At 39.4% G+C, this 20,076-nt stretch carries 9 protein-coding genes; 4 read left to right on the top strand and 5 right to left on the bottom strand.

Annotated elements, in window-relative coordinates; genetic code table 11:
• Positions 1 to 21: 21 nt before the first annotated feature.
• Complete coding sequence (locus tag AC1B0Z_RS07290) at positions 22 to 9,513, top strand: T9SS type A sorting domain-containing protein (protein WP_483794960.1); 9,492 nt, start codon at positions 22 to 24, stop codon at positions 9,511 to 9,513.
• Positions 9,514 to 9,834: 321 nt separating this feature from the next.
• Here AC1B0Z_RS07290 and AC1B0Z_RS07285 read toward each other — a convergent pair whose 3' ends face one another.
• From AC1B0Z_RS07285 to AC1B0Z_RS07275, 3 genes are all read right to left on the bottom strand, one after another.
• Positions 9,835 to 12,183: a TonB-dependent receptor plug domain-containing protein gene (locus AC1B0Z_RS07285; protein ID WP_483794959.1), complete on the bottom strand. Its 2,349-nt coding sequence runs from the start codon at positions 12,181 to 12,183 to the stop codon at positions 9,835 to 9,837.
• Positions 12,176 to 13,087 carry a FecR family protein gene (locus tag AC1B0Z_RS07280; RefSeq protein ID WP_483794958.1) on the bottom strand — a complete coding sequence of 304 codons (912 nt, stop codon included), beginning with the start codon at positions 13,085 to 13,087 and terminating at the stop codon, positions 12,176 to 12,178. Before AC1B0Z_RS07280 ends, AC1B0Z_RS07285 begins: the two co-directional genes overlap by 8 nt.
• Before the next feature lie 120 nt (positions 13,088 to 13,207).
• Positions 13,208 to 13,726: an RNA polymerase sigma factor gene (locus AC1B0Z_RS07275; RefSeq protein WP_483794957.1), complete on the bottom strand. Its 519-nt coding sequence runs from the start codon at positions 13,724 to 13,726 to the stop codon at positions 13,208 to 13,210.
• Positions 13,727 to 13,937: 211 nt separating this feature from the next.
• Between AC1B0Z_RS07275 and AC1B0Z_RS07270 the strand changes: the two genes are divergently transcribed.
• Positions 13,938 to 15,668, top strand: a complete 1,731-nt coding sequence (locus AC1B0Z_RS07270) for a hypothetical protein (protein ID WP_483794956.1) — start codon at positions 13,938 to 13,940, stop codon at positions 15,666 to 15,668.
• Positions 15,669 to 16,395: 727 nt separating this feature from the next.
• The gene (locus tag AC1B0Z_RS07265) at positions 16,396 to 17,403 is read left to right on the top strand and encodes an IS110 family transposase (protein WP_483794955.1); all 1,008 of its coding nucleotides are present in this window, start codon (positions 16,396 to 16,398) and stop codon (positions 17,401 to 17,403) included.
• A 236-nt stretch (positions 17,404 to 17,639) separates the two neighbouring features.
• Here the strand turns inward: AC1B0Z_RS07265 and AC1B0Z_RS07260 are convergent, their stop codons facing one another.
• Together AC1B0Z_RS07260 and AC1B0Z_RS07255 are read right to left on the bottom strand one after the other, a co-directional pair.
• Complete coding sequence (locus AC1B0Z_RS07260; protein ID WP_483794954.1) at positions 17,640 to 17,993, bottom strand: TlpA family protein disulfide reductase; 354 nt, start codon at positions 17,991 to 17,993, stop codon at positions 17,640 to 17,642.
• A gap of 37 nt (positions 17,994 to 18,030) precedes the next feature.
• Complete coding sequence (locus AC1B0Z_RS07255) at positions 18,031 to 18,366, bottom strand: hypothetical protein (RefSeq protein ID WP_483794953.1); 336 nt, start codon at positions 18,364 to 18,366, stop codon at positions 18,031 to 18,033.
• Positions 18,367 to 18,656: 290 nt separating this feature from the next.
• Here AC1B0Z_RS07255 and ffh point away from each other — a divergent pair, with 290 nt between their 5' ends.
• The gene (gene ffh / locus AC1B0Z_RS07250) at positions 18,657 to 19,985 is read left to right on the top strand and encodes a signal recognition particle protein (RefSeq protein ID WP_483794952.1); all 1,329 of its coding nucleotides are present in this window, start codon (positions 18,657 to 18,659) and stop codon (positions 19,983 to 19,985) included.
• Positions 19,986 to 20,076: the final 91 nt, after the last annotated feature.

Below are 20,076 nucleotides of genomic sequence, written 5' to 3'. Positions count from 1 at the left end.
TTAAAACATAAACAGCAAAAAATGAAAGAAAAATTATCCTTCCAAACCCCCAAATCATTTTTATTAGCTTTTTTCTCATTTTTATTGTTCTCATTTCAGGTTTCAGCAGATACTGATTGTGGTTACATTACAGGACTTGAGTTCTCTAATGGTCATGAAATGATATCTATTGAAAACAATGGTGTATACAGTATAAATGACTTACCGGAACACTTTTATCTCAATTTGAAGGTCAATGGATTTTCAGAAAGTGTCAAGTACACAATTGAAGATTTGTCTACGCATCAAACCTACAACGTCGTAGAAAATCTTCCTCCTTATACATTTCCCGCAGGTAATGGAGCCTGGAATTTAGGGACAGGAACATTTCAAGTCAGAGCTGAACTTTATAGGTTTGATCATGCCTTTGGTTTGGCATGTGATACCATTAGCGTCATCATTTCAATAAATGATGGTGTCGGTGCAGCAGAATGTCTAGCAGATGCAGGAACTTTGAATTCTATAAGTGGTTCAGCATCAAACGGTGTTGGTTACATAGAAGCTTCACCCAGCGGTGATGTCGTCGTTCCTCAAGGGTTCTCCAGATTATTCGTTTTAACTTCTGGTGATAACCTTATAATCGAGCAAGTTAGCAATACCCCTAGTTTTACGGTTGAAGAATCGGGTAAATACACGGTTCATACACTAGTTTACGATGCCAGATCGGATAGCGATGATTTTCTAGATCTAAGTGTTGTATCGTTTGGAGAAACCGCAGCTGCAGATGTATTAGCGTTAGTTTCAGCTAATGGTTTGTGCGCTTCGTTAGATGTAACAGGTATATCTACAATTTTAGAATTCGCTGGAGGCGGCGGTGAAGAACCAGAGCCTTGTTTAGCAGACGCAGGCACATTAACAGCGGATGCTTCTGAAGTAACCCTAACAGGAGATAGCGTAACAATAAGCGCTACGGCCGACGGTAACATCAACGTACCATCAGGTTACAGCAAAATATTTGTATTAACCTCAGGAACAGACTTAGTGATCGAAGCCGTAGGTAACGCACCAAGCTTTGAGGTAAGCGAATCAGGACGTTTCACCATCCATACTTTAGTGTATGATGCAAGACCAGAGAGTGCCAACTTCCTAGATTTAGGTGTTGTAGAGTTTGGTCAAACAACAGGTGTAGACGTGTTAAACCTAGTAGGCGCAGCAGGCATTTGTGCATCATTAGATGCAGCAGGCGCACCGGTAGAGGTAGAAACATGTACAGCAGATGCAGGCACATTAACAGCGGATGCTTCTGAGGTAACCCTAACAGGAGATAGCGTAACAATAAGCGCTACGGCCGACGGTAACATCAACGTACCATCAGGTTACAGTAAGCTATTTGTATTAACCTCTAGTGAAGCATTGGTCATCGAAGCCGTAGGTAACGCACCAAGCTTTGAGGTAAGCGAAGCAGGACGTTTCACCATCCACACTTTAGTGTATGATGCAAGACCAGAGAGTGCCAACTTCTTAGATTTAGGTGTTGTAGAGTTCGGTCAAACAACAGGTGTAGACGTGTTAAACCTAGTAGGAGCAGCAGGCATTTGTGCATCATTAGATGCAGCAGGCGCACCAGTACAGGTAGAAACATGTACAGCAGACGCAGGCACATTAACAGCGGATGCTTCTGAAGTAACCCTAACAGGAGATAGCGTAACAATAAGCGCTACGGCCGACGGTAATATTAACGTACCATCAGGTTACAGCAAGATATTTGTATTAACCTCAGGTGAAGCTTTAGTAATAGAGGCAGTAGGCTCAGAACCAAGCTTTGAGGTAAGCGAATCAGGACGTTTCACCATCCACACTTTAGTGTATGATGCAAGACCAGAGAGTGCCAACTTCCTAGATTTAGGTGTTGTAGAGTTCGGTCAAACAACAGGTGTAGACGTGTTAAACCTAGTAGGCGCAGCAGGCATTTGTGCATCCTTAGATGCAGCAGGCGCACCGGTAGAGGTAGAAACATGTACAGCAGATGCAGGTACATTAACAGCGGATGCTTCTGAGGTAACCTTAACAGGAGATAGCGTAACAATAAGCGCTACAGCCGACGGTAACATCAACGTACCATCAGGTTACAGTAAGCTATTTGTATTAACCTCTAGTGAAGCATTGGTCATCGAAGCCGTAGGTAACGCACCAAGCTTTGAGGTAAGCGAAGCAGGACGTTACACCATCCATACTTTAGTGTATGATGCAAGACCAGAGAGTGCCAACTTCTTAGATTTAGGTGTTGTAGAGTTCGGTCAAACAACAGGTGTAGACGTGTTAAACCTAGTAGGCGCAGCAGGCATTTGTGCATCCTTAGATGCAGCAGGCGCACCAGTACAGGTAGAAACATGTACAGCAGATGCAGGTACATTAACAGCAGATGCTTCTGAGGTAACCTTAACAGGAGATAGCGTAACAATAAGCGCTACGGCCGACGGTAACATCAACGTACCATCAGGTTACAGCAAGATATTTGTATTAACGTCAGGAACAGACTTAGTGATCGAAGCCGTAGGTAACGCACCAAGCTTTGAGGTAAGCAAATCAGGACGTTTCACCATCCACACTTTAGTGTATGATGCAAGACCAGAGAGTGCCAACTTCCTAGATTTAGGTGTTGTAGAGTTCGGTCAGACAACAGGTGTAGACGTGTTAAACCTAGTAGGCGCAGCAGGCATTTGTGCATCATTAGATGCAGCAGGCGCACCGGTAGAGGTAGAAACATGTACAGCAGATGCAGGTACATTAACAGCAGATGCTTCTGAGGTAACCTTAACAGGAGATAACGTAACAATAAGCGCTACGGCCGACGGTAATATTAACGTACCATCAGGTTACAGCAAGATATTTGTATTAACGTCAGGAACAGACTTAGTGATCGAAGCCGTAGGAGCATCACCAAGCTTTGAGGTAAGCGAATCAGGACGTTTCACCATCCATACTTTAGTGTATGATGCAAGACCAGAGAGTGCCAACTTCCTAGATTTAGGTGTTGTAGAGTTTGGTCAAACAACAGGTGTAGACGTGTTAAACCTAGTAGGCGCAGCAGGCATTTGTGCATCATTAGATGCAGCAGGCGCACCGGTAGAGGTAGAAACATGTACAGCAGATGCAGGCACATTAACAGCGGATGCTTCTGAGGTAACCCTAACAGGAGATAGCGTAACAATAAGCGCTACGGCCGACGGTAACATCAACGTACCATCAGGTTACAGCAAGATATTTGTATTAACGTCAGGAACAGACTTAGTGATCGAAGCCGTAGGAGCATCACCAAGCTTTGAGGTAAGCGAATCAGGACGTTTCACCATCCATACTTTAGTGTATGATGCAAGACCAGAGAGTGCCAACTTCCTAGATTTAGGTGTTGTAGAGTTTGGTCAAACAACAGGTGTAGACGTGTTAAACCTAGTAGGCGCAGCAGGCATTTGTGCATCCTTAGATGCAGCAGGCGCACCGGTAGAGGTAGAAACATGTACAGCAGATGCAGGTACATTAACAGCAGATGCTTCTGAGGTAACCTTAACAGGAGATAACGTAACAATAAGCGCTACAGCCGACGGTAACATCAACGTATCATCAGGTTACAGTAAGCTATTTGTATTAACCTCTAGTGAAGCATTGGTCATCGAAGCCGTAGGTAACGCACCAAGCTTTGAGGTAAGCGAAGCAGGACGTTACACCATCCATACTTTAGTGTATGATGCAAGACCAGAGAGTGCCAACTTCTTAGATTTAGGTGTTGTAGAGTTCGGTCAGACAACAGGTGTAGACGTGTTAAACCTAGTAGGCGCAGCAGGCATTTGTGCATCCTTAGATGCAGCAGGCGCACCAGTACAGGTAGAAACATGTACAGCAGATGCAGGTACATTAACAGCAGATGCTTCTGAAGTAACCTTAACAGGAGATAGCGTAACAATAAGCGCTACGGCCGACGGTAACATCAACGTACCATCAGGTTACAGTAAGCTATTTGTATTAACCTCTAGTGAAGCATTGGTCATCGAAGCCGTAGGTAACGCACCAAGCTTTGAGGTAAGCGAAGCAGGACGTTACACCATCCATACTTTAGTGTATGATGCAAGACCAGAGAGTGCCAACTTCCTAGATTTAGGTGTTGTAGAGTTTGGTCAAACAACAGGTGTAGACGTGTTAAACCTAGTAGGCGCAGCAGGCATTTGCGCATCGTTGGATGCGGCAGGCGCACCGGTAGAGATAGAAACATGTACAGCAGACGCAGGAACATTAACAGCGGATGCTTCTGAGGTGACCTTAACAGGAGATAGCGTAACGATAAGCGCTACGGCCGACGGTAACATCAACGTACCATCAGGTTACAGTAAGCTATTTGTATTAACGTCAGGAACAGACTTAGTGATCGAAGCCGTAGGAGCATCACCAAGCTTTGAGGTAAGCGAATCAGGACGTTTCACCATCCATACTTTAGTGTATGATGCAAGACCAGAGAGTGCCAACTTCTTAGATTTAGGTGTTGTAGAGTTCGGTCAGACAACAGGTGTAGACGTGTTAAACCTAGTAGGCGCAGCAGGCATTTGTGCATCCTTAGATGCAGCAGGCGCACCAGTAGAGATAGAAACATGTACAGCAGATGCAGGTACATTAACAGCAGATGCTTCTGAGGTGACCTTAACAGGAGATAGCGTAACAATAAGCGCTACGGCCGACGGTAACATCAACGTACCATCAGGTTACAGTAAGCTATTTGTATTAACCTCTAGTGAAGCATTGGTCATCGAAGCCGTAGGTAACGCACCAAGCTTTGAGGTAAGCGAAGCAGGACGTTACACCATCCATACTTTAGTGTATGATGCAAGACCAGAGAGTGCCAACTTCCTAGATTTAGGTGTTGTAGAGTTTGGTCAAACAACAGGTGTAGACGTGTTAAACCTAGTAGGAGCAGCAGGCATTTGCGCATCGTTGGATGCGGCAGGCGCACCAGTAGAGATAGAAACATGTACAGCAGACGCAGGAACATTAACAGCGGATGCTTCTGAGGTGACCTTAACAGGAGATAGCGTAACGATAAGCGCTACGGCCGACGGTAACATCAACGTACCATCAGGTTACAGTAAGCTATTTGTATTAACGTCAGGAACAGACTTAGTGATCGAAGCCGTAGGGGCATCACCAAGCTTTGAGGTAAGCGAATCAGGACGTTTCACCATCCACACTTTAGTGTATGATGCAAGACCAGAGAGTGCCAACTTCCTAGATTTAGGTGTTGTAGAGTTTGGTCAAACAACAGGTGTAGACGTGTTAAACCTAGTAGGCGCAGCAGGCATTTGTGCATCCTTAGATGCAGCAGGCGCACCAGTAGAGATAGAAACATGTACAGCAGATGCAGGTACATTAACAGCAGATGCTTCTGAGGTGACCTTAACAGGAGATAGCGTAACAATAAGCGCTACGGCCGACGGTAACATCAACGTACCATCAGGTTACAGTAAGCTATTTGTATTAACCTCTAGTGAAGCATTGGTCATCGAAGCCGTAGGTAACGCACCAAGCTTTGAGGTAAGCGAAGCAGGACGTTACACCATCCATACTTTAGTGTATGATGCAAGACCAGAGAGTGCCAACTTCCTAGATTTAGGTGTTGTAGAGTTTGGTCAAACAACAGGTGTAGACGTGTTAAACCTAGTAGGCGCAGCAGGCATTTGTGCATCCTTAGATGCAGCAGGCGCACCAGTAGAGATAGAAACATGTACAGCAGATGCAGGTACATTAACAGCAGATGCTTCTGAAGTAACCTTAACAGGAGATAGCGTAACGATAAGCGCTACGGCCGACGGTAACATCAACGTACCATCAGGTTACAGTAAGCTATTTGTATTAACCTCTAGTGAAGCATTGGTCATCGAAGCCGTAGGTAACGCACCAAGCTTTGAGGTAAGCGAAGCAGGACGTTACACCATCCATACTTTAGTGTATGATGCAAGACCAGAGAGTGCCAACTTCCTAGATTTAGGTGTTGTAGAGTTTGGTCAAACAACAGGTGTAGACGTGTTAAACCTAGTAGGCGCAGCAGGCATTTGTGCATCCTTAGATGCAGCAGGCGCACCAGTAGAGATAGAAACATGTACAGCAGATGCAGGTACATTAACAGCAGATGCTTCTGAGGTGACCTTAACAGGAGATAGCGTAACAATAAGCGCTACGGCCGACGGTAACATCAACGTACCATCAGGTTACAGTAAGCTATTTGTATTAACCTCTAGTGAAGCATTGGTCATCGAAGCCGTAGGTAACGCACCAAGCTTTGAGGTAAGCGAAGCAGGACGTTACACCATCCATACTTTAGTGTATGATGCAAGACCAGAGAGTGCCAACTTCCTAGATTTAGGTGTTGTAGAGTTTGGTCAAACAACAGGTGTAGACGTGTTAAACCTAGTAGGAGCAGCAGGCATTTGCGCATCGTTGGATGCGGCAGGCGCACCAGTAGAGATAGAAACATGTACAGCAGACGCAGGAACATTAACAGCGGATGCTTCTGAGGTGACCTTAACAGGAGATAGCGTAACGATAAGCGCTACGGCCGACGGTAACATCAACGTACCATCAGGTTACAGCAAGATATTTGTATTAACGTCAGGAACAGACTTAGTGATCGAAGCCGTAGGAGCATCACCAAGCTTTGAGGTAAGCGAATCAGGACGTTTCACCATCCACACTTTAGTGTATGATGCAAGACCAGAGAGTGCCAACTTCCTAGATTTAGGTGTTGTAGAGTTCGGTCAAACAACAGGTGTAGACGTGTTAAACCTAGTAGGAGCAGCAGGCATTTGTGCATCATTAGATGCAGCAGGCGCACCGGTAGAGGTAGAAACATGTACAGCAGATGCAGGCACATTAACAGCGGATGCTTCTGAGGTGACCTTAACAGGAGATAGCGTAACGATAAGCGCTACGGCCGACGGTAACATCAACGTACCATCAGGTTACAGCAAGATATTTGTATTAACGTCAGGAACAGACTTAGTGATCGAAGCCGTAGGAGCATCACCAAGCTTTGAGGTAAGCGAATCAGGACGTTTCACCATCCACACTTTAGTGTATGATGCAAGACCAGAGAGTGCCAACTTCCTAGATTTAGGTGTTGTAGAGTTCGGTCAAACAACAGGTGTAGACGTGTTAAACCTAGTAGGAGCAGCAGGCATTTGTGCATCATTAGATGCAGCAGGCGCACCGGTAGAGGTAGAAACATGTACAGCAGATGCAGGCACATTAACAGCGGATGCTTCTGAGGTAACCCTAACAGGAGATAACGTAACAATAAGCGCTACGGCCGACGGTAATATTAACGTACCATCAGGTTACAGCAAAATATTTGTATTAACCTCAGGTGAAGCTTTAGTAATAGAGGCAGTAGGCTCAGAACCAAGCTTTGAGGTAAGCGAAGCAGGACGTTACACCATCCATACTTTAGTGTATGATGCAAGACCAGAGAGTGCCAACTTCCTAGATTTAGGTGTTGTAGAGTTTGGTCAAACAACAGGTGTAGACGTGTTAAACCTAGTAGGCGCAGCAGGCATTTGTGCATCCTTAGATGCAGCAGGCGCACCAGTAGAGATAGAAACATGTACAGCAGATGCAGGTACATTAACAGCAGATGCTTCTGAGGTGACCTTAACAGGAGATAGCGTAACAATAAGCGCTACGGCCGACGGTAACATCAACGTACCATCAGGTTACAGTAAGCTATTTGTATTAACCTCTAGTGAAGCATTGGTCATCGAAGCCGTAGGTAACGCACCAAGCTTTGAGGTAAGCGAAGCAGGACGTTACACCATCCATACTTTAGTGTATGATGCAAGACCAGAGAGTGCCAACTTCCTAGATTTAGGTGTTGTAGAGTTTGGTCAAACAACAGGTGTAGACGTGTTAAACCTAGTAGGAGCAGCAGGCATTTGCGCATCGTTGGATGCGGCAGGCGCACCAGTAGAGATAGAAACATGTACAGCAGATGCAGGTACATTAACAGCAGATGCTTCTGAGGTAACCTTAACAGGAGATAACGTAACAATAAGCGCTACAGCCGACGGTAACATCAACGTACCATCAGGTTACAGTAAGCTATTTGTATTAACGTCAGGAACAGACTTAGTGATCGAAGCCGTAGGTAACGCACCAAGCTTTGAGGTAAGCGAAGCAGGACGTTACACCATCCACACGTTGGTATACGACGCACGAGAAAATAGTTCTAATTTCCTAGATTTAGGTGTCATAACTTTTGGTGAGACGTCAGGTAATAAAGTATTGAGTCTAGTTGAGGGTGCAGGTATCTGTGCATCGTTAGATGTTGCAGGAGCACCTATCCATGTTGAAGAAGAGTCTTGTACTGCTGATGCAGGAACGTTACACGCTACAGAAAGTAACGTAACCTTATCAAATGGAAGTGCTATGATTTCTGCAGTGCCAGGTGGAGATGCCAATGTACCATCAGGATTTAAGACTTTGTATGTGCTGACTGAAGGTGATGGTTTGGTAATCAGACAAGTTGCCGATACGCCAGAATTTACAGTAGATTCGGCAGGGAATTATACCATCCACACTTTTGTTTATCCAGCAGATTTAGATTTAAGTATTGTTGTGTTAGGAGAAACAACAGGTTTTGATGTTAATAGTTTATTAATTCAAGGAGGTGGCGATTTATGTGCATCGTTAGATGTTGCAGGAGCACCTATCCATGTTGAAGAAGAGGAAGAGGAACTATGTGAGGCTTCGTCAGGAAAAATGTACTCACCAAAACCAATTCAGTGTTTAGAAGGAGGAGAAGCTACACTTTCTGCTAAGTTCCAGCAACAACCGCATATACCAGATGGATATGCACAGTTGTACGTTTTAACAGAGGCTTATTCCTTAACAATTTTACAAGTATCTGGAACACCAGAGTTTACTGTTGATCATCAAGGATTCTACAGAATACATAGCTTGGTGTACGATCCTGCAGCATTAGATTTAAGCATTGTGCAATTAGGTAAGACTACTGGTTTTGATGTGTTGCATCTTGTAGAGGAAAACAATATTTGTGCGTCTTTAGATGTGAGAGGAGCGATAAATCTTGTAATAGGTTCTAAATGGTTCTGCCACTTCTTTAACAAGTACAGAGCTAAAAATGGAAACAATACAACTGGTAGAGGGCCTAATGATGATGATTTAGCAGGATATATTGCTACTTATTCTAGTTACGAAGAATTTGAAGCATCGTTTATCAGACAAAATGATGAGGTAAGACTTTATCCTAACCCAGTTGTAAATGATTTGAATGTTGAAATTAGATTATTTGAAAATGAAGACATGAATTACAACATTATGGATGTAAGAGGAAGACTGGTATTAAGTGGTTCTGCGGAAGATTTAAAATTAGGTGTGTTAACCATTAATACTAATAGATTCGCAAAAGGTATGTATGTTGTAAACTTTGTATCAGAGTTTAGAACAATAACCAAAAAGATAGTTATAGAAAAGTAATTTTATCAGTTTTATAGAATCTTTGAATTAACCCTGTGAATTTGCTTTCACAGGGTTTTTTTATGTGGCAAAAATGTTTTGTAAAAAGGGTTTTGACATATGTTAGTAAAGGTACCCGCGTAAGGGATTGAGCGGTATGCTTCGACTGCGCTCAGCACAGGTGTTTGAAATCCCCGACGTAGGAGGGATTGAGTAGTGAAAGCCTGCCTGCCGGCAGGCAGGGCTCGACCCGAGCACGAATATTAAATCAATAGCGAGTAATTTACATCGAGGGTAACCTGCCTGTGATACCGCAGGTAGGCAGGTACCCAAATAGAAAACTTAAAATATTACTCTAAAACTTATATTGGGCGTTATGCCAAGAGAAATATTTTCAATTGGAGTAATTTCATTATCAGCATTCAAAATATAATAACGATTAAGGATGTTTTTTTTGTTTAAAACATTCCAAAGTGAAGCGCCTATAACAGCTTTAGCCCCTTCCGATAGGTTAAAATTATAGGTAGCAGAAACATCAGTACGCATATAATCTTCTAGACGTGAAGCATTGGGACTAGAATAACTTATTCTCGTGTCATCTTCATTTTGAACAAGAGGAAGCGTTGTTGGTCTTCCAGAAAACCAGTTGAAACCTGCCGCAAGTTTAAAATCTCTATAGGTATAAGTACTTGCAAAAGTAAGTGAATGACGAACATCAGCATTATTTGGAAAAGGCTGTCCGTTGTTTAGTGTTGGAAAGGTATAATCATTAATACTGTAAGAATACCCAAACCATGTACTCACTACATCTTGAAATTGTTTATTTATAAGAAGGTCAATACCTTTAATTTCATAACTTCCAGTGGCATATATAAACTGATATTGGTTTTGAAACCCTTGGCTTCTGGTAGTTATACCGTCTACTTTTTTGATAAACGCTTCAGCACTAATCAAAAATCTGTTTTTATTAAAGTGAACACCAGCCGAGACTTGTTTGCTTTTTACAATGGGCACGGGATAAAGCGATTTTCCATTATTTACCTCTACTTCGGTTTTATCGTTTGAAGCTATCCATCTTCGTTTTTCAATACCAAGAAAATCATTTTGTAAATCTATAATTTGGGATGTAGTCTGACTTTTAAGTTCCCCTAAAAGTTCTAATCTAAAATTAGTCAAAAAACGTTGGCTAAAGTTAATACGCGGTTCAACAAGTATATTATCATAGATATCTAAATGTGTCGCTCTCATGCCAACATTCAATCTTGTTTTAGCATTGGTTGAAAGAAATGCGCTTTCTGCATATATGGAATTACTTCTAACCACATCACGTATAAAACTTCTGAAAACAGGCTTGTTAACATCTTCCAAATTACTAATACCTACTTCGGATGCTTGGTAACCTAAATTAAATTTAAAGTTGTGGTTTGGTTTGTAATCGATATCTAATCTAGCCGAGCCATCAACTACTTCGTTTTCTTGGATAAGACGTTGCTCATTAATAATATCAAAATTAGTGGCGTCTAAATCGTAGTTGGTGACGTAAAATTGAGCTGTAGTAGAAAGTACGCTGCTCCAATCTCTGGTATAAGTTATTCCGTAAGCAGAATTTTTCTGTGACAAACTGCTGTTAAGAGCTTCGTCCCTGTTGTTTATGGTGGAACGCTCTTCATAATTTAGAGCGTTATTGATGTTCATAAAATGAAGTCTCAACTTGTCCTTTTTTGTAATATCATATAGAAATTTGGCTGTGATATCATAGAATGAAAAGTCTTCGTTTTGAGAAATAATAGCATCGTTTTGGGCATTATTTGATAAATCTGAATCTTGAAATACACGCTTAAAATATTGATCGTAGGTGGGCGTAACAAGGAAATCTGTAATCGAGCGTCTGGTTGAAAGTTGTAACTCGGTATTATGTGTTAAAGGTATTTTAGCATAACCATGCGCATTAATTAAGTTTGAACCTATGCCAGCAGTAAATTCGCCATCAATAACATCGGAAAGTTGCATATCGATAACACTGGAAATACCATCACCAAACTTTGCTCTAGTCCCGTTTTTAGAAACGTTTACTTTTTTTGTAGTATATGGGTTAAAAGCTGAAATCAACCCAAAAAAATGACCAGACTGGTACATTTTTATACCGTCCCAAAGGATTAAATTTTGATCGTGCGTGCCACCACGAACATTAATATTTGAAACGGATTCCTCAACGCTAAACACACCAGGAAGCGCTTGAATAGTTTGCAAAATATCAGGTTCAATTAATCCGGGGAGAATACCAAATTGTTCTGGCTTAACGTTGAGTGCCCCATCATTAAGTTTTGTAATACCAGATGTTAAATAATTGCTTACAACCACCTCTTCAAGTTGCTCGCGAAGAATGGTTTTATCTTTTTCTGAAGGTTTAACAATGGAAATAAAGCGTTTGCTAATAATATTAAACTTTAGTTGTGTGTCTAGTTCAAGATCATAAAGTGCATCGGCAAGAGAAATATCTTCATCAGGAACCACAGTTTCAACTGATGCAATAGTTTCATCTACATAAGAAAAACTAACGTTATAACGATCAGAAAGTATTTTTAAAACAGCAACAAGCGGTTTTGTTTTTTGATTGGCTTGCGAGAAACTTTTTAGACCATTCAAAAAAAATAAGATACCTAAAAGAAAAAGGTGTCCTTTTCTATTCACGCTTTAAAATAATCGTATTGTTTTGTTTACTATACGCTACTTGTAAAGGTAACGCAATAGATTTTAATGCAACATCGATATTTTTATGGGTAAACGACCCCGTAAACAACTGTGTAGAATCTACGCCTACCAGAGTAACGGTTACCTCATATTGTCTTTCAAATTCGGCTACCACTTGTTTGAACGGTATACTTATAAACTCACTTTCATTATTCAACCACGAAGGCGTGGAGCGATACTCTTTTTCTTTAGCAATAATTTTCTCATCGATAACCAAAAAGCTGTCTCCAGGTTTTAATTTTGTTTCTTGAGTGTTGTACGTAACCCCAACTAATCCTTCGTAGCAAATAACCTCAAAATAATTGTCCCGTTGTTTTACATTAAATTGAGTACCATAAACCGTAACGGTTCCTGATGTTGTGTTCACGTTAAATGTAGAGCCTTTAGCTACCTTAAAAAAGGCCTCACCTTGTAACTCTACATCACGTTCTTTTTTCCAATCGTTTTTATTATAAGCTAACAACGACTTTGCGTTGAGGGAAACGGTAGATGCATCTGGCAATTCCACAGTGGTTTTTTGAGCCAACTGTGTAGTAATTGTTGCGTCCAGCGTGGTGGTGTAATAGTACACGCTAAAACAAATAGAAATAACAGCAGCAACGCGCATTAGTGGTTTTAACCAAAGGGTTTTAGATTTTTGCTCAGTTTTAATTGCAGACAATACATTTTGCAATTCTGTTTCAGAATCGTAAGTATCTGCCTTAAACCCTTGCAAATTTTGGTTTAACTTCACTAACTCATCATAGTCTTCAAGGGCTTTAAACGCCTCAAATTCCTGATCGTTTAGATCGTTATTTAACCATTTTAATATGAGTTCTTCTCTGTTCATCTTGTCGTTATTCAAATATATAACAGGTTACTTTTAATTTTTCCTACCCTCTTTTTAAAAAAAGTTCAAAGTTTTATGTTTAAGGTTCAAATTGGGCTTTTAATTTAACCTGAAACTTTGAACTTAAGACCTGACCTACAACTCCTTAATCTCCTTCCGCAACTTCGTCAACGCCCCATAAATCCGTTTTTCCACTGCTTTGGTAGAAATATCCAATAATTCTGCAATTTCCTTAAAACGTTTGCCTTCCACACGGTTCATCATAAAGGCCACTCGCTGCGGTTCGGTTAAATTTGCCAAAGCACGTTGCAGTTTATCATTATATTCAGATTCCTGCATTAAAAACTCAGGACTCTCATTGGTGCTTATTTTTGGTTTGGTCATCTGTTGATGCTTCAATACCACTTTTTGATGTGCTACTTCATTCAGCATTAAATTATTGGCAGTGGTAAATACGAAACTTTTGGCTTTCTCTGGAGATACCTTGGAGCAATTTTGCCACAACTTTACAAAAGCTTCCTGCACCTTGTCTTTTGGATTCAACAATTCGCCAAACTTATAGTATAAGAAGTTGTGTAAGTCTTTAGAGTATTTATTAAATATGGATGAAAATATACGCTCTTCGCAAATATTATCATGTAATTGTTTAGCCATACAAAATGTTGGTTGATGCCTCTAAAATAAGGGTTTTGGCATTTGGAATTTAATTTTTTTGAAAATTTTTTAGAAAGCGGGGTAGGAGTTTTTAAAGATAGCCTGTTTTATAATAAAATGCTTAAGCACATCTTAACGTTTAGTACATCTACTCATTAAGATTTAGAAAGTTAAAAAAAAGATTTACAAGTTTAACCCAAAAACACATACCATGAAAACTAAGTTTAAATTTTTAGTATTATTACCATTTTTTGCCCTATTACTATTCACCTCATGTCAGGAGGAGACTGTTGAAATTACTCCTCCAGACGAGGCTGAAACACTTACTGCAACGTCTGAACTTACAAGCTTTATAAGCGCAACTTCTAAAAACGACGGTTCTAAAGACAATATTATAGACGGTACAAGCTGTATCTCTGTAAAATTACCAGTTGTTGTAAAAGTACGCGGACTTGAAATTAGAATTGATTCTGAAGTAGACTATATTAAGATAAAAAGATTGTATGAAGAGTTTGAAGACGATATTGATCGTTTAGATATCATATTCCCTATTACGATTATTACTTCAGAGCATGAAGAAATCACCATAGAAGGTGCTGAGGAATTATCAGAATTTATTGCTGATTGTAAAGACGATAACGAGGAAGAAGAAAAAGAAATTAGATGTATCGATTTTAAATTCCCAATTTCATTTTCAGTATTTGATAGAGATTTTCAAGTAATTGAAGTTGTAGAAATTGAAAATAACAGACAGCTGCACTTTTTCATGAAGCGTGTGAAAAATTCAGAAGTTTTTGCTAGTCTTAACTTTCCAGTGAACATGGTATTAAAGGACGGTACGGTATTAACTGCTGAAAATAACGAACAATTAAGAGAAATTATAGAAGCTGCTAAAGATAGCTGTGAAGAAGAAGAGGATAACTCCGAAGAGCGTTTAGAGAACTATTTAAAAAGATGCCCTTGGGTTGTTTATGAGTTTAAAAGAGATAACCAAGCTAATGAGGAGTTTGAGCAATATGTTATAAATTTTAAAGATGATGAGGTGGTAACCATGCGATCAAGAAACGGTGATATTTTAACTGGCGAGTGGGATCTAGAGCGCACAAGAAGAGGTGTTGTTATAGAGATGGAGTTCGATAATTTAGCAGATTTCACTTTAGAATGGTTGTTATACGATTTTGAAGACGGGAAGATTAAAATCTACGAAGAAGGTGGCAACAGAATTATCCTTAAAAGAAACTGTGAAGTAGTAGTTGATATTACCAAAGAGCGCGTAGAGAACTTCTTAAAAGAATGTTTATGGAGAATTACCGAACTAGAAGTAGATGATACCTATAAAGAAGATCAATACATTGGTACACCGTTAAAGTTCTTTGAAAACAATGTTGTTAAAATTAGAATTAATGGCGAATTAGTTGAAGGTACTTATGAAGTGCTGGTAAGAAACGCAGGCATTGGTTTAGAAATTAACCTTGAAGGAAGGCCTGAGCTGAAGTTACAATGGCTAATACAGTTCTTAAGTGAAGATAAAATTAAGCTTATTAATGGCGATAATGAAATGGAACTTGAAAGAGACTGTCCAGATGGAGATGAGGATATTAATTATATACTTGACGTTTTAGTTAGTGGTGTATGGGAAGTTGCATCTTACCAGGTACTAGATGCCGACTTAACTGAGAACTATGATGGTTACGTAATCGGTTTTAATGAAAACGGAAAATTATTTGCCGAAGGACAAGGAAACAATTACGTAGGGTCTTGGCACGGGTACAGATACGAAGGCTTAAACTTAGGTTTAAACTTCAGAACAGACGATGCACCTTTCTTTGAGTTACGTCACAGATGGAAAATCAAAGAGATTACACCTAACAGAATCGAGTTGAAAGACTACGATTCAAACGGAGAAATAGAACGCGTATTAGTTCTAGAAAATATACAATAATTAAAGGAAACCCCTCGAGGCCTTGTGTCTCGAGGTTTCTATTTTGAAATTGTCATTCCCGTGTAAACGGGAAACTAAAACATGATTTCAGAGAAATAATTTTTTGCTTTTGGTTGATAAAGGAACATCTTACGTATTCAGTTTGTAGGTTGCTTAAATAAGATAAGATTCCTTTATAAAGGCTGCTAAATTTAATTTGGCAGCCTTTTTTTTATTGAAACTCAGTTTTGTAAAGCCAAAAGGGCGCATACAAAACTGTAAGTTGAACTCCTGCCTGCCGGCAGGCAGGAATCTCGCTGAAAAGCGGAATCACATAATTTATAAAAGTTTTATTTTGGGCGTTACCCTCCTAACACTTCGACAAGCTCAGTGCAGGCGTCGGGTCGGGCTATCCGCTATATCTTTTTAAAAAACACGTCATTGCGAGGAGGTACGACGTGGCAATCTTAATCATTACAGTTCTTTTTAAAATTTATCTTCTCAATATTTTAAAAAGGATGCCGCTACTATCCCTAACCTTTAGTTTGTATTCAGAGTAAAAGTTACCTTTATTCAAAAGAAAACAGAGGTGAACTATATCCCTAACTAAGATAGACTTAGCGCGCGTATCAGTCCTCTGTTTTCAGTTTGAATATCCGTTGAATTGCTTCAAATAGAATAGTAGATAAAAGCTCTAATAAAGGTTCTAAAGAAGTTCAACATTTTTAATTTACTTAAGGTTAAAATTATGAAAAATTATTTGTTTCACGTTGGTATTGACATTTCAAAATTAAAACTAGATGTTGTTATGGTTAATAAGAATGACATCAGCCAAAAAGATCATTTTGTTGTTGCTAATAATGCCAAAGGTTTAAAGGGTATGCGCCTTAGGTTAAAACAGTGCGGTGTTGATTTTGAGAACACCTTATTCTGTTTTGAAAATACAGGGGTTTATACCTTTCCATTAAGCTGCTTTTGTTTTGATAACAATTTTGATTATTGGATTGTTCCAGCAGTAGAGATTAAGCGATCCAAGGGTATATCGCGAGGTAAGAGTGATAAGTCTGACGCAGGTGATATTGCATTTTATAGTATTAGGAATATAGACAAGCTTAAACTTTCAAGTATTCCAAAGAAAGAAATACAGCAGTTAAAATTGCTTTTTACAGAACGCGAGAAACTCAAAAAATCACTTTTACTATTTGGAATGACTAAAGAAAATAAAGATTTTATCTCGCCCGATGTCTACAACACCATAGCATCCCAAAATAAGAAAACCGTAAAATTCCTCCAAATGAGCTTAAAGTCTATTGAAGCCAAAATGCGAGATATTATAAAACAAACCCCTAAATTAAACCGGCAATTCGAACTCATAAAAAGTGTTAAGGGCGTTGGTGAGAAAACAGCGATTTATTTTATAATAGCAACAAAAGGCTTTGAGGTATTTGCTTCGGCGAGGAAACTAGCTTGTTATGCAGGTGTTGCCCCTTTTGGGTACAGTTCGGGCTCAAGTATAAGAGGCAAGACAAAGGTGCATCACATGGCGGATAAAACAATGAAATCGCTGCTTCAAATGTGCGCGCTCTCTGCGGTTAAACATGATGCACAGCTACGGGCATATTATCTAAGAAAACAAGAGGAGGGTAAAAATAAAATGTTGATTTTAAATAATGTAAGATGTAAAATTATTAGTCGAATTTTTGCAGTGATAAATAGAGATTCGCCCTTCGTGGATACCTATAAATTTGCAACATAAATTATCTAGATTTTATTTGGTTTTTATCATAGAATACGCGGGTGTGCTTGCTTGCTTTGGTTTTATTTAGCAGAAGGTGCTTTATTTTTGAGAGGTTCGTTTACCGGTTGTGTGTATGAAATGTTACGTGTTTGAGTGCGAGGATTTTCCGAAGGAAAATCAGAAGCTAGCAAACAAAGCAACTCCCATTGGTTAAGCACAGAATAGCAATTTTTTATATACTTTGTTAGCCACAGTTATTTTAGTTTTTTTATAATCTCAATTATTTCATTTCCATTTCCCATTTTAAGTTCTCCATCTTTGTTCTTCTCATATGAAACTCCACCATTTACATATTTCAAAAAACCATTTTTATCTAAAAACAAATTCATTGGATAGGATGGAATTCCTATTTGGTTGGTAAAGTCTTTAGCATTAATAAGATGCTCAAATCCGAAGGGATGTTTTTTTAGAAAATTCTCTACATCTCCTTGCTTCTCCCATGTTATAGCAATAAAATTGACTTCATTTTTATACTTTTCTTTTATTTCATTCAAGACTGGCATTTCGTCTATACAAGGTTTACAATTTGTAAACCAAAAATTTATCATAGTAGGTTTACCTTTTAACTGTTCTGAATTGAAATTTTTATACCCCCAAGGTATTTAAGTCAAATTTTGGAAATTCCTTGTTTTTATATTCAGACATTGGTCCAGGATTTATTAGCTTTTCAAACTTTTTACTACTTATAGCAAAAGTTATTCTGGAGATTATAGAATTTTTTTTAGTTTCTGTTTCACTTATAGTTAAACTTCCATAAAGCTTTTTTCCCGTCCTTTCACTCGTTTCAGCAACTTTTTCGGACAGCATTTTATATGCTTCAACTTCAGTAATTCTATTTTGTCCATTAGTAGTGTAGTATACAGTTTGAGAAAATGAAGAGATTGAAATTAAAACTAATAATGTCGTGATTGGGTATTTCATATTTTAGGTTTTAATTGTGGCTAACTTTGTGGATATGACGTCGTTTTAATGACTTATATCCGCCGGTACCTGCCTGCCGGCAGGCAGGAACGAAGTTCGATAATTTTTCTGACAAAGTCAACAAAGAGCAGCTAAAAACTAACCTAAATATTGCATAAAAGCAATTACGTATTCCTTTTAGCTAAATGCTCAATTCAACCACATAAAAACCAAATATTTCGCTATTTTTGCAGTTCAAAATTTTAATATAAAAGACAGACCATTTACTGTCTACCGAATACTAAAAAATTATGTTTAATAATTTAAGCGATAAACTAGATAAAGCCTTACACGTTCTTAAAGGACACGGCAGTATTACCGAAGTAAACGTAGCTGAAACGTTAAAAGAAGTACGTCGTGCGCTTTTAGATGCCGACGTTAACTTTAAAATTGCCAAGGAATTTACCAACCGTGTAAAGGAAAAAGCTTTGGGGCAAAACGTATTAACCACGTTACAACCAGGGCAATTAATGGTAAAAATCGTTAAGGATGAGTTAACCGAATTAATGGGTGGTGATGCCGAAGGGATAAATTTATCAGGAACACCAAGTGTAATTTTAATGTCTGGTTTACAAGGTTCTGGTAAAACTACATTTTCTGGCAAGCTTGCTAATTATTTAAAAAATAAGAAAACTAAAAAACCGTTATTGGTGGCCTGTGACGTGTACCGTCCTGCAGCGATAGACCAGTTGCATGTTGTTGGTGATCAAATAAATGTTGAGGTATACAGCGATAAAGGCAATAACGATCCTGTAGCTATTGCCCAGGCTGGTATTGCCCATGCCAAAGCAAATGGATTTAATGTAGTAATAATAGATACCGCAGGTCGTTTGGCTGTGGATGAGGGGATGATGACCGAGATATCCAATATCCATAAAGCCATTCAACCACAGGAAACTTTGTTTGTGGTGGATTCTATGACGGGTCAAGATGCTGTAAATACAGCCAAAGCTTTCAACGATATATTGAATTTTGATGGTGTAATTCTTACCAAATTAGATGGTGATACGCGCGGTGGTGCTGCGATTTCAATTAAATCGGTTGTAAACAAGCCTATAAAATTTATTGGTACCGGCGAGAAGATGGAAGCTATTGATGTGTTCTATCCCTCTCGTATGGCCGATCGTATTTTGGGAATGGGTGATGTAGTATCTCTTGTGGAACGCGCCCAAGAACAATTCGATGAAGAAGAAGCACGCAAGCTTCAAAAGAAAATTGCCAAAAACCAATTTGGGTTTGATGACTTCTTAAAGCAAATACAGCAAATCAAGAAAATGGGGAACATGAAAGACCTCGTTGGTATGATTCCTGGCGCTGGCAAAATGATGAAAGATGTGGATATTGATGATGATGCTTTTAAAGGTATTGAAGCCATTATTCACTCCATGACCCCAAAAGAACGCTCAAATCCATCTGTGCTTAATGCCAGCAGAAAGAAACGTGTTGCGAAAGGTTCAGGGACTTCTGTGCAAGAGGTAAATCAACTGTTGAAGCAATTTAACCAAATGAGCAAAATGATGAAAATGATGCAAGGTGGTGGCGGTAAGAAGATGATGCAGATGATGAAGAACATGAGATAAGTACGCAGTGTTCAGTAAGTAGTTTTCAGTAAAATAAATAACAGATAAACTTTGCGCCTTTAGGTCTTTGCGAGAGAAAAAGTATTCGTGA

Source organism: Hyunsoonleella sp. J2K-J805, from assembly GCF_057167125.1.
The sequence above is the reverse complement of the archived record's forward strand: the minus strand, read 5'-3'. Positions and strand labels throughout refer to the sequence as shown.

Coding starts and splice junctions, on each gene's coding strand:
- AC1B0Z_RS07270 (WP_483794956.1), top strand. CDS start 13,938: ATGAAAACTAAGTTTAAATTTTTAGTATTATTACCATTTTTTGCCCTA.
- AC1B0Z_RS07275 (WP_483794957.1), bottom strand. CDS start 13,726: ATGGCTAAACAATTACATGATAATATTTGCGAAGAGCGTATATTTTCA.
- AC1B0Z_RS07290 (WP_483794960.1), top strand. CDS start 22: ATGAAAGAAAAATTATCCTTCCAAACCCCCAAATCATTTTTATTAGCT.
- ffh (WP_483794952.1), top strand. CDS start 18,657: ATGTTTAATAATTTAAGCGATAAACTAGATAAAGCCTTACACGTTCTT.
- AC1B0Z_RS07255 (WP_483794953.1), bottom strand. CDS start 18,366: ATGAAATACCCAATCACGACATTATTAGTTTTAATTTCAATCTCTTCA.
- AC1B0Z_RS07265 (WP_483794955.1), top strand. CDS start 16,396: ATGAAAAATTATTTGTTTCACGTTGGTATTGACATTTCAAAATTAAAA.
- AC1B0Z_RS07260 (WP_483794954.1), bottom strand. CDS start 17,993: ATGATAAATTTTTGGTTTACAAATTGTAAACCTTGTATAGACGAAATG.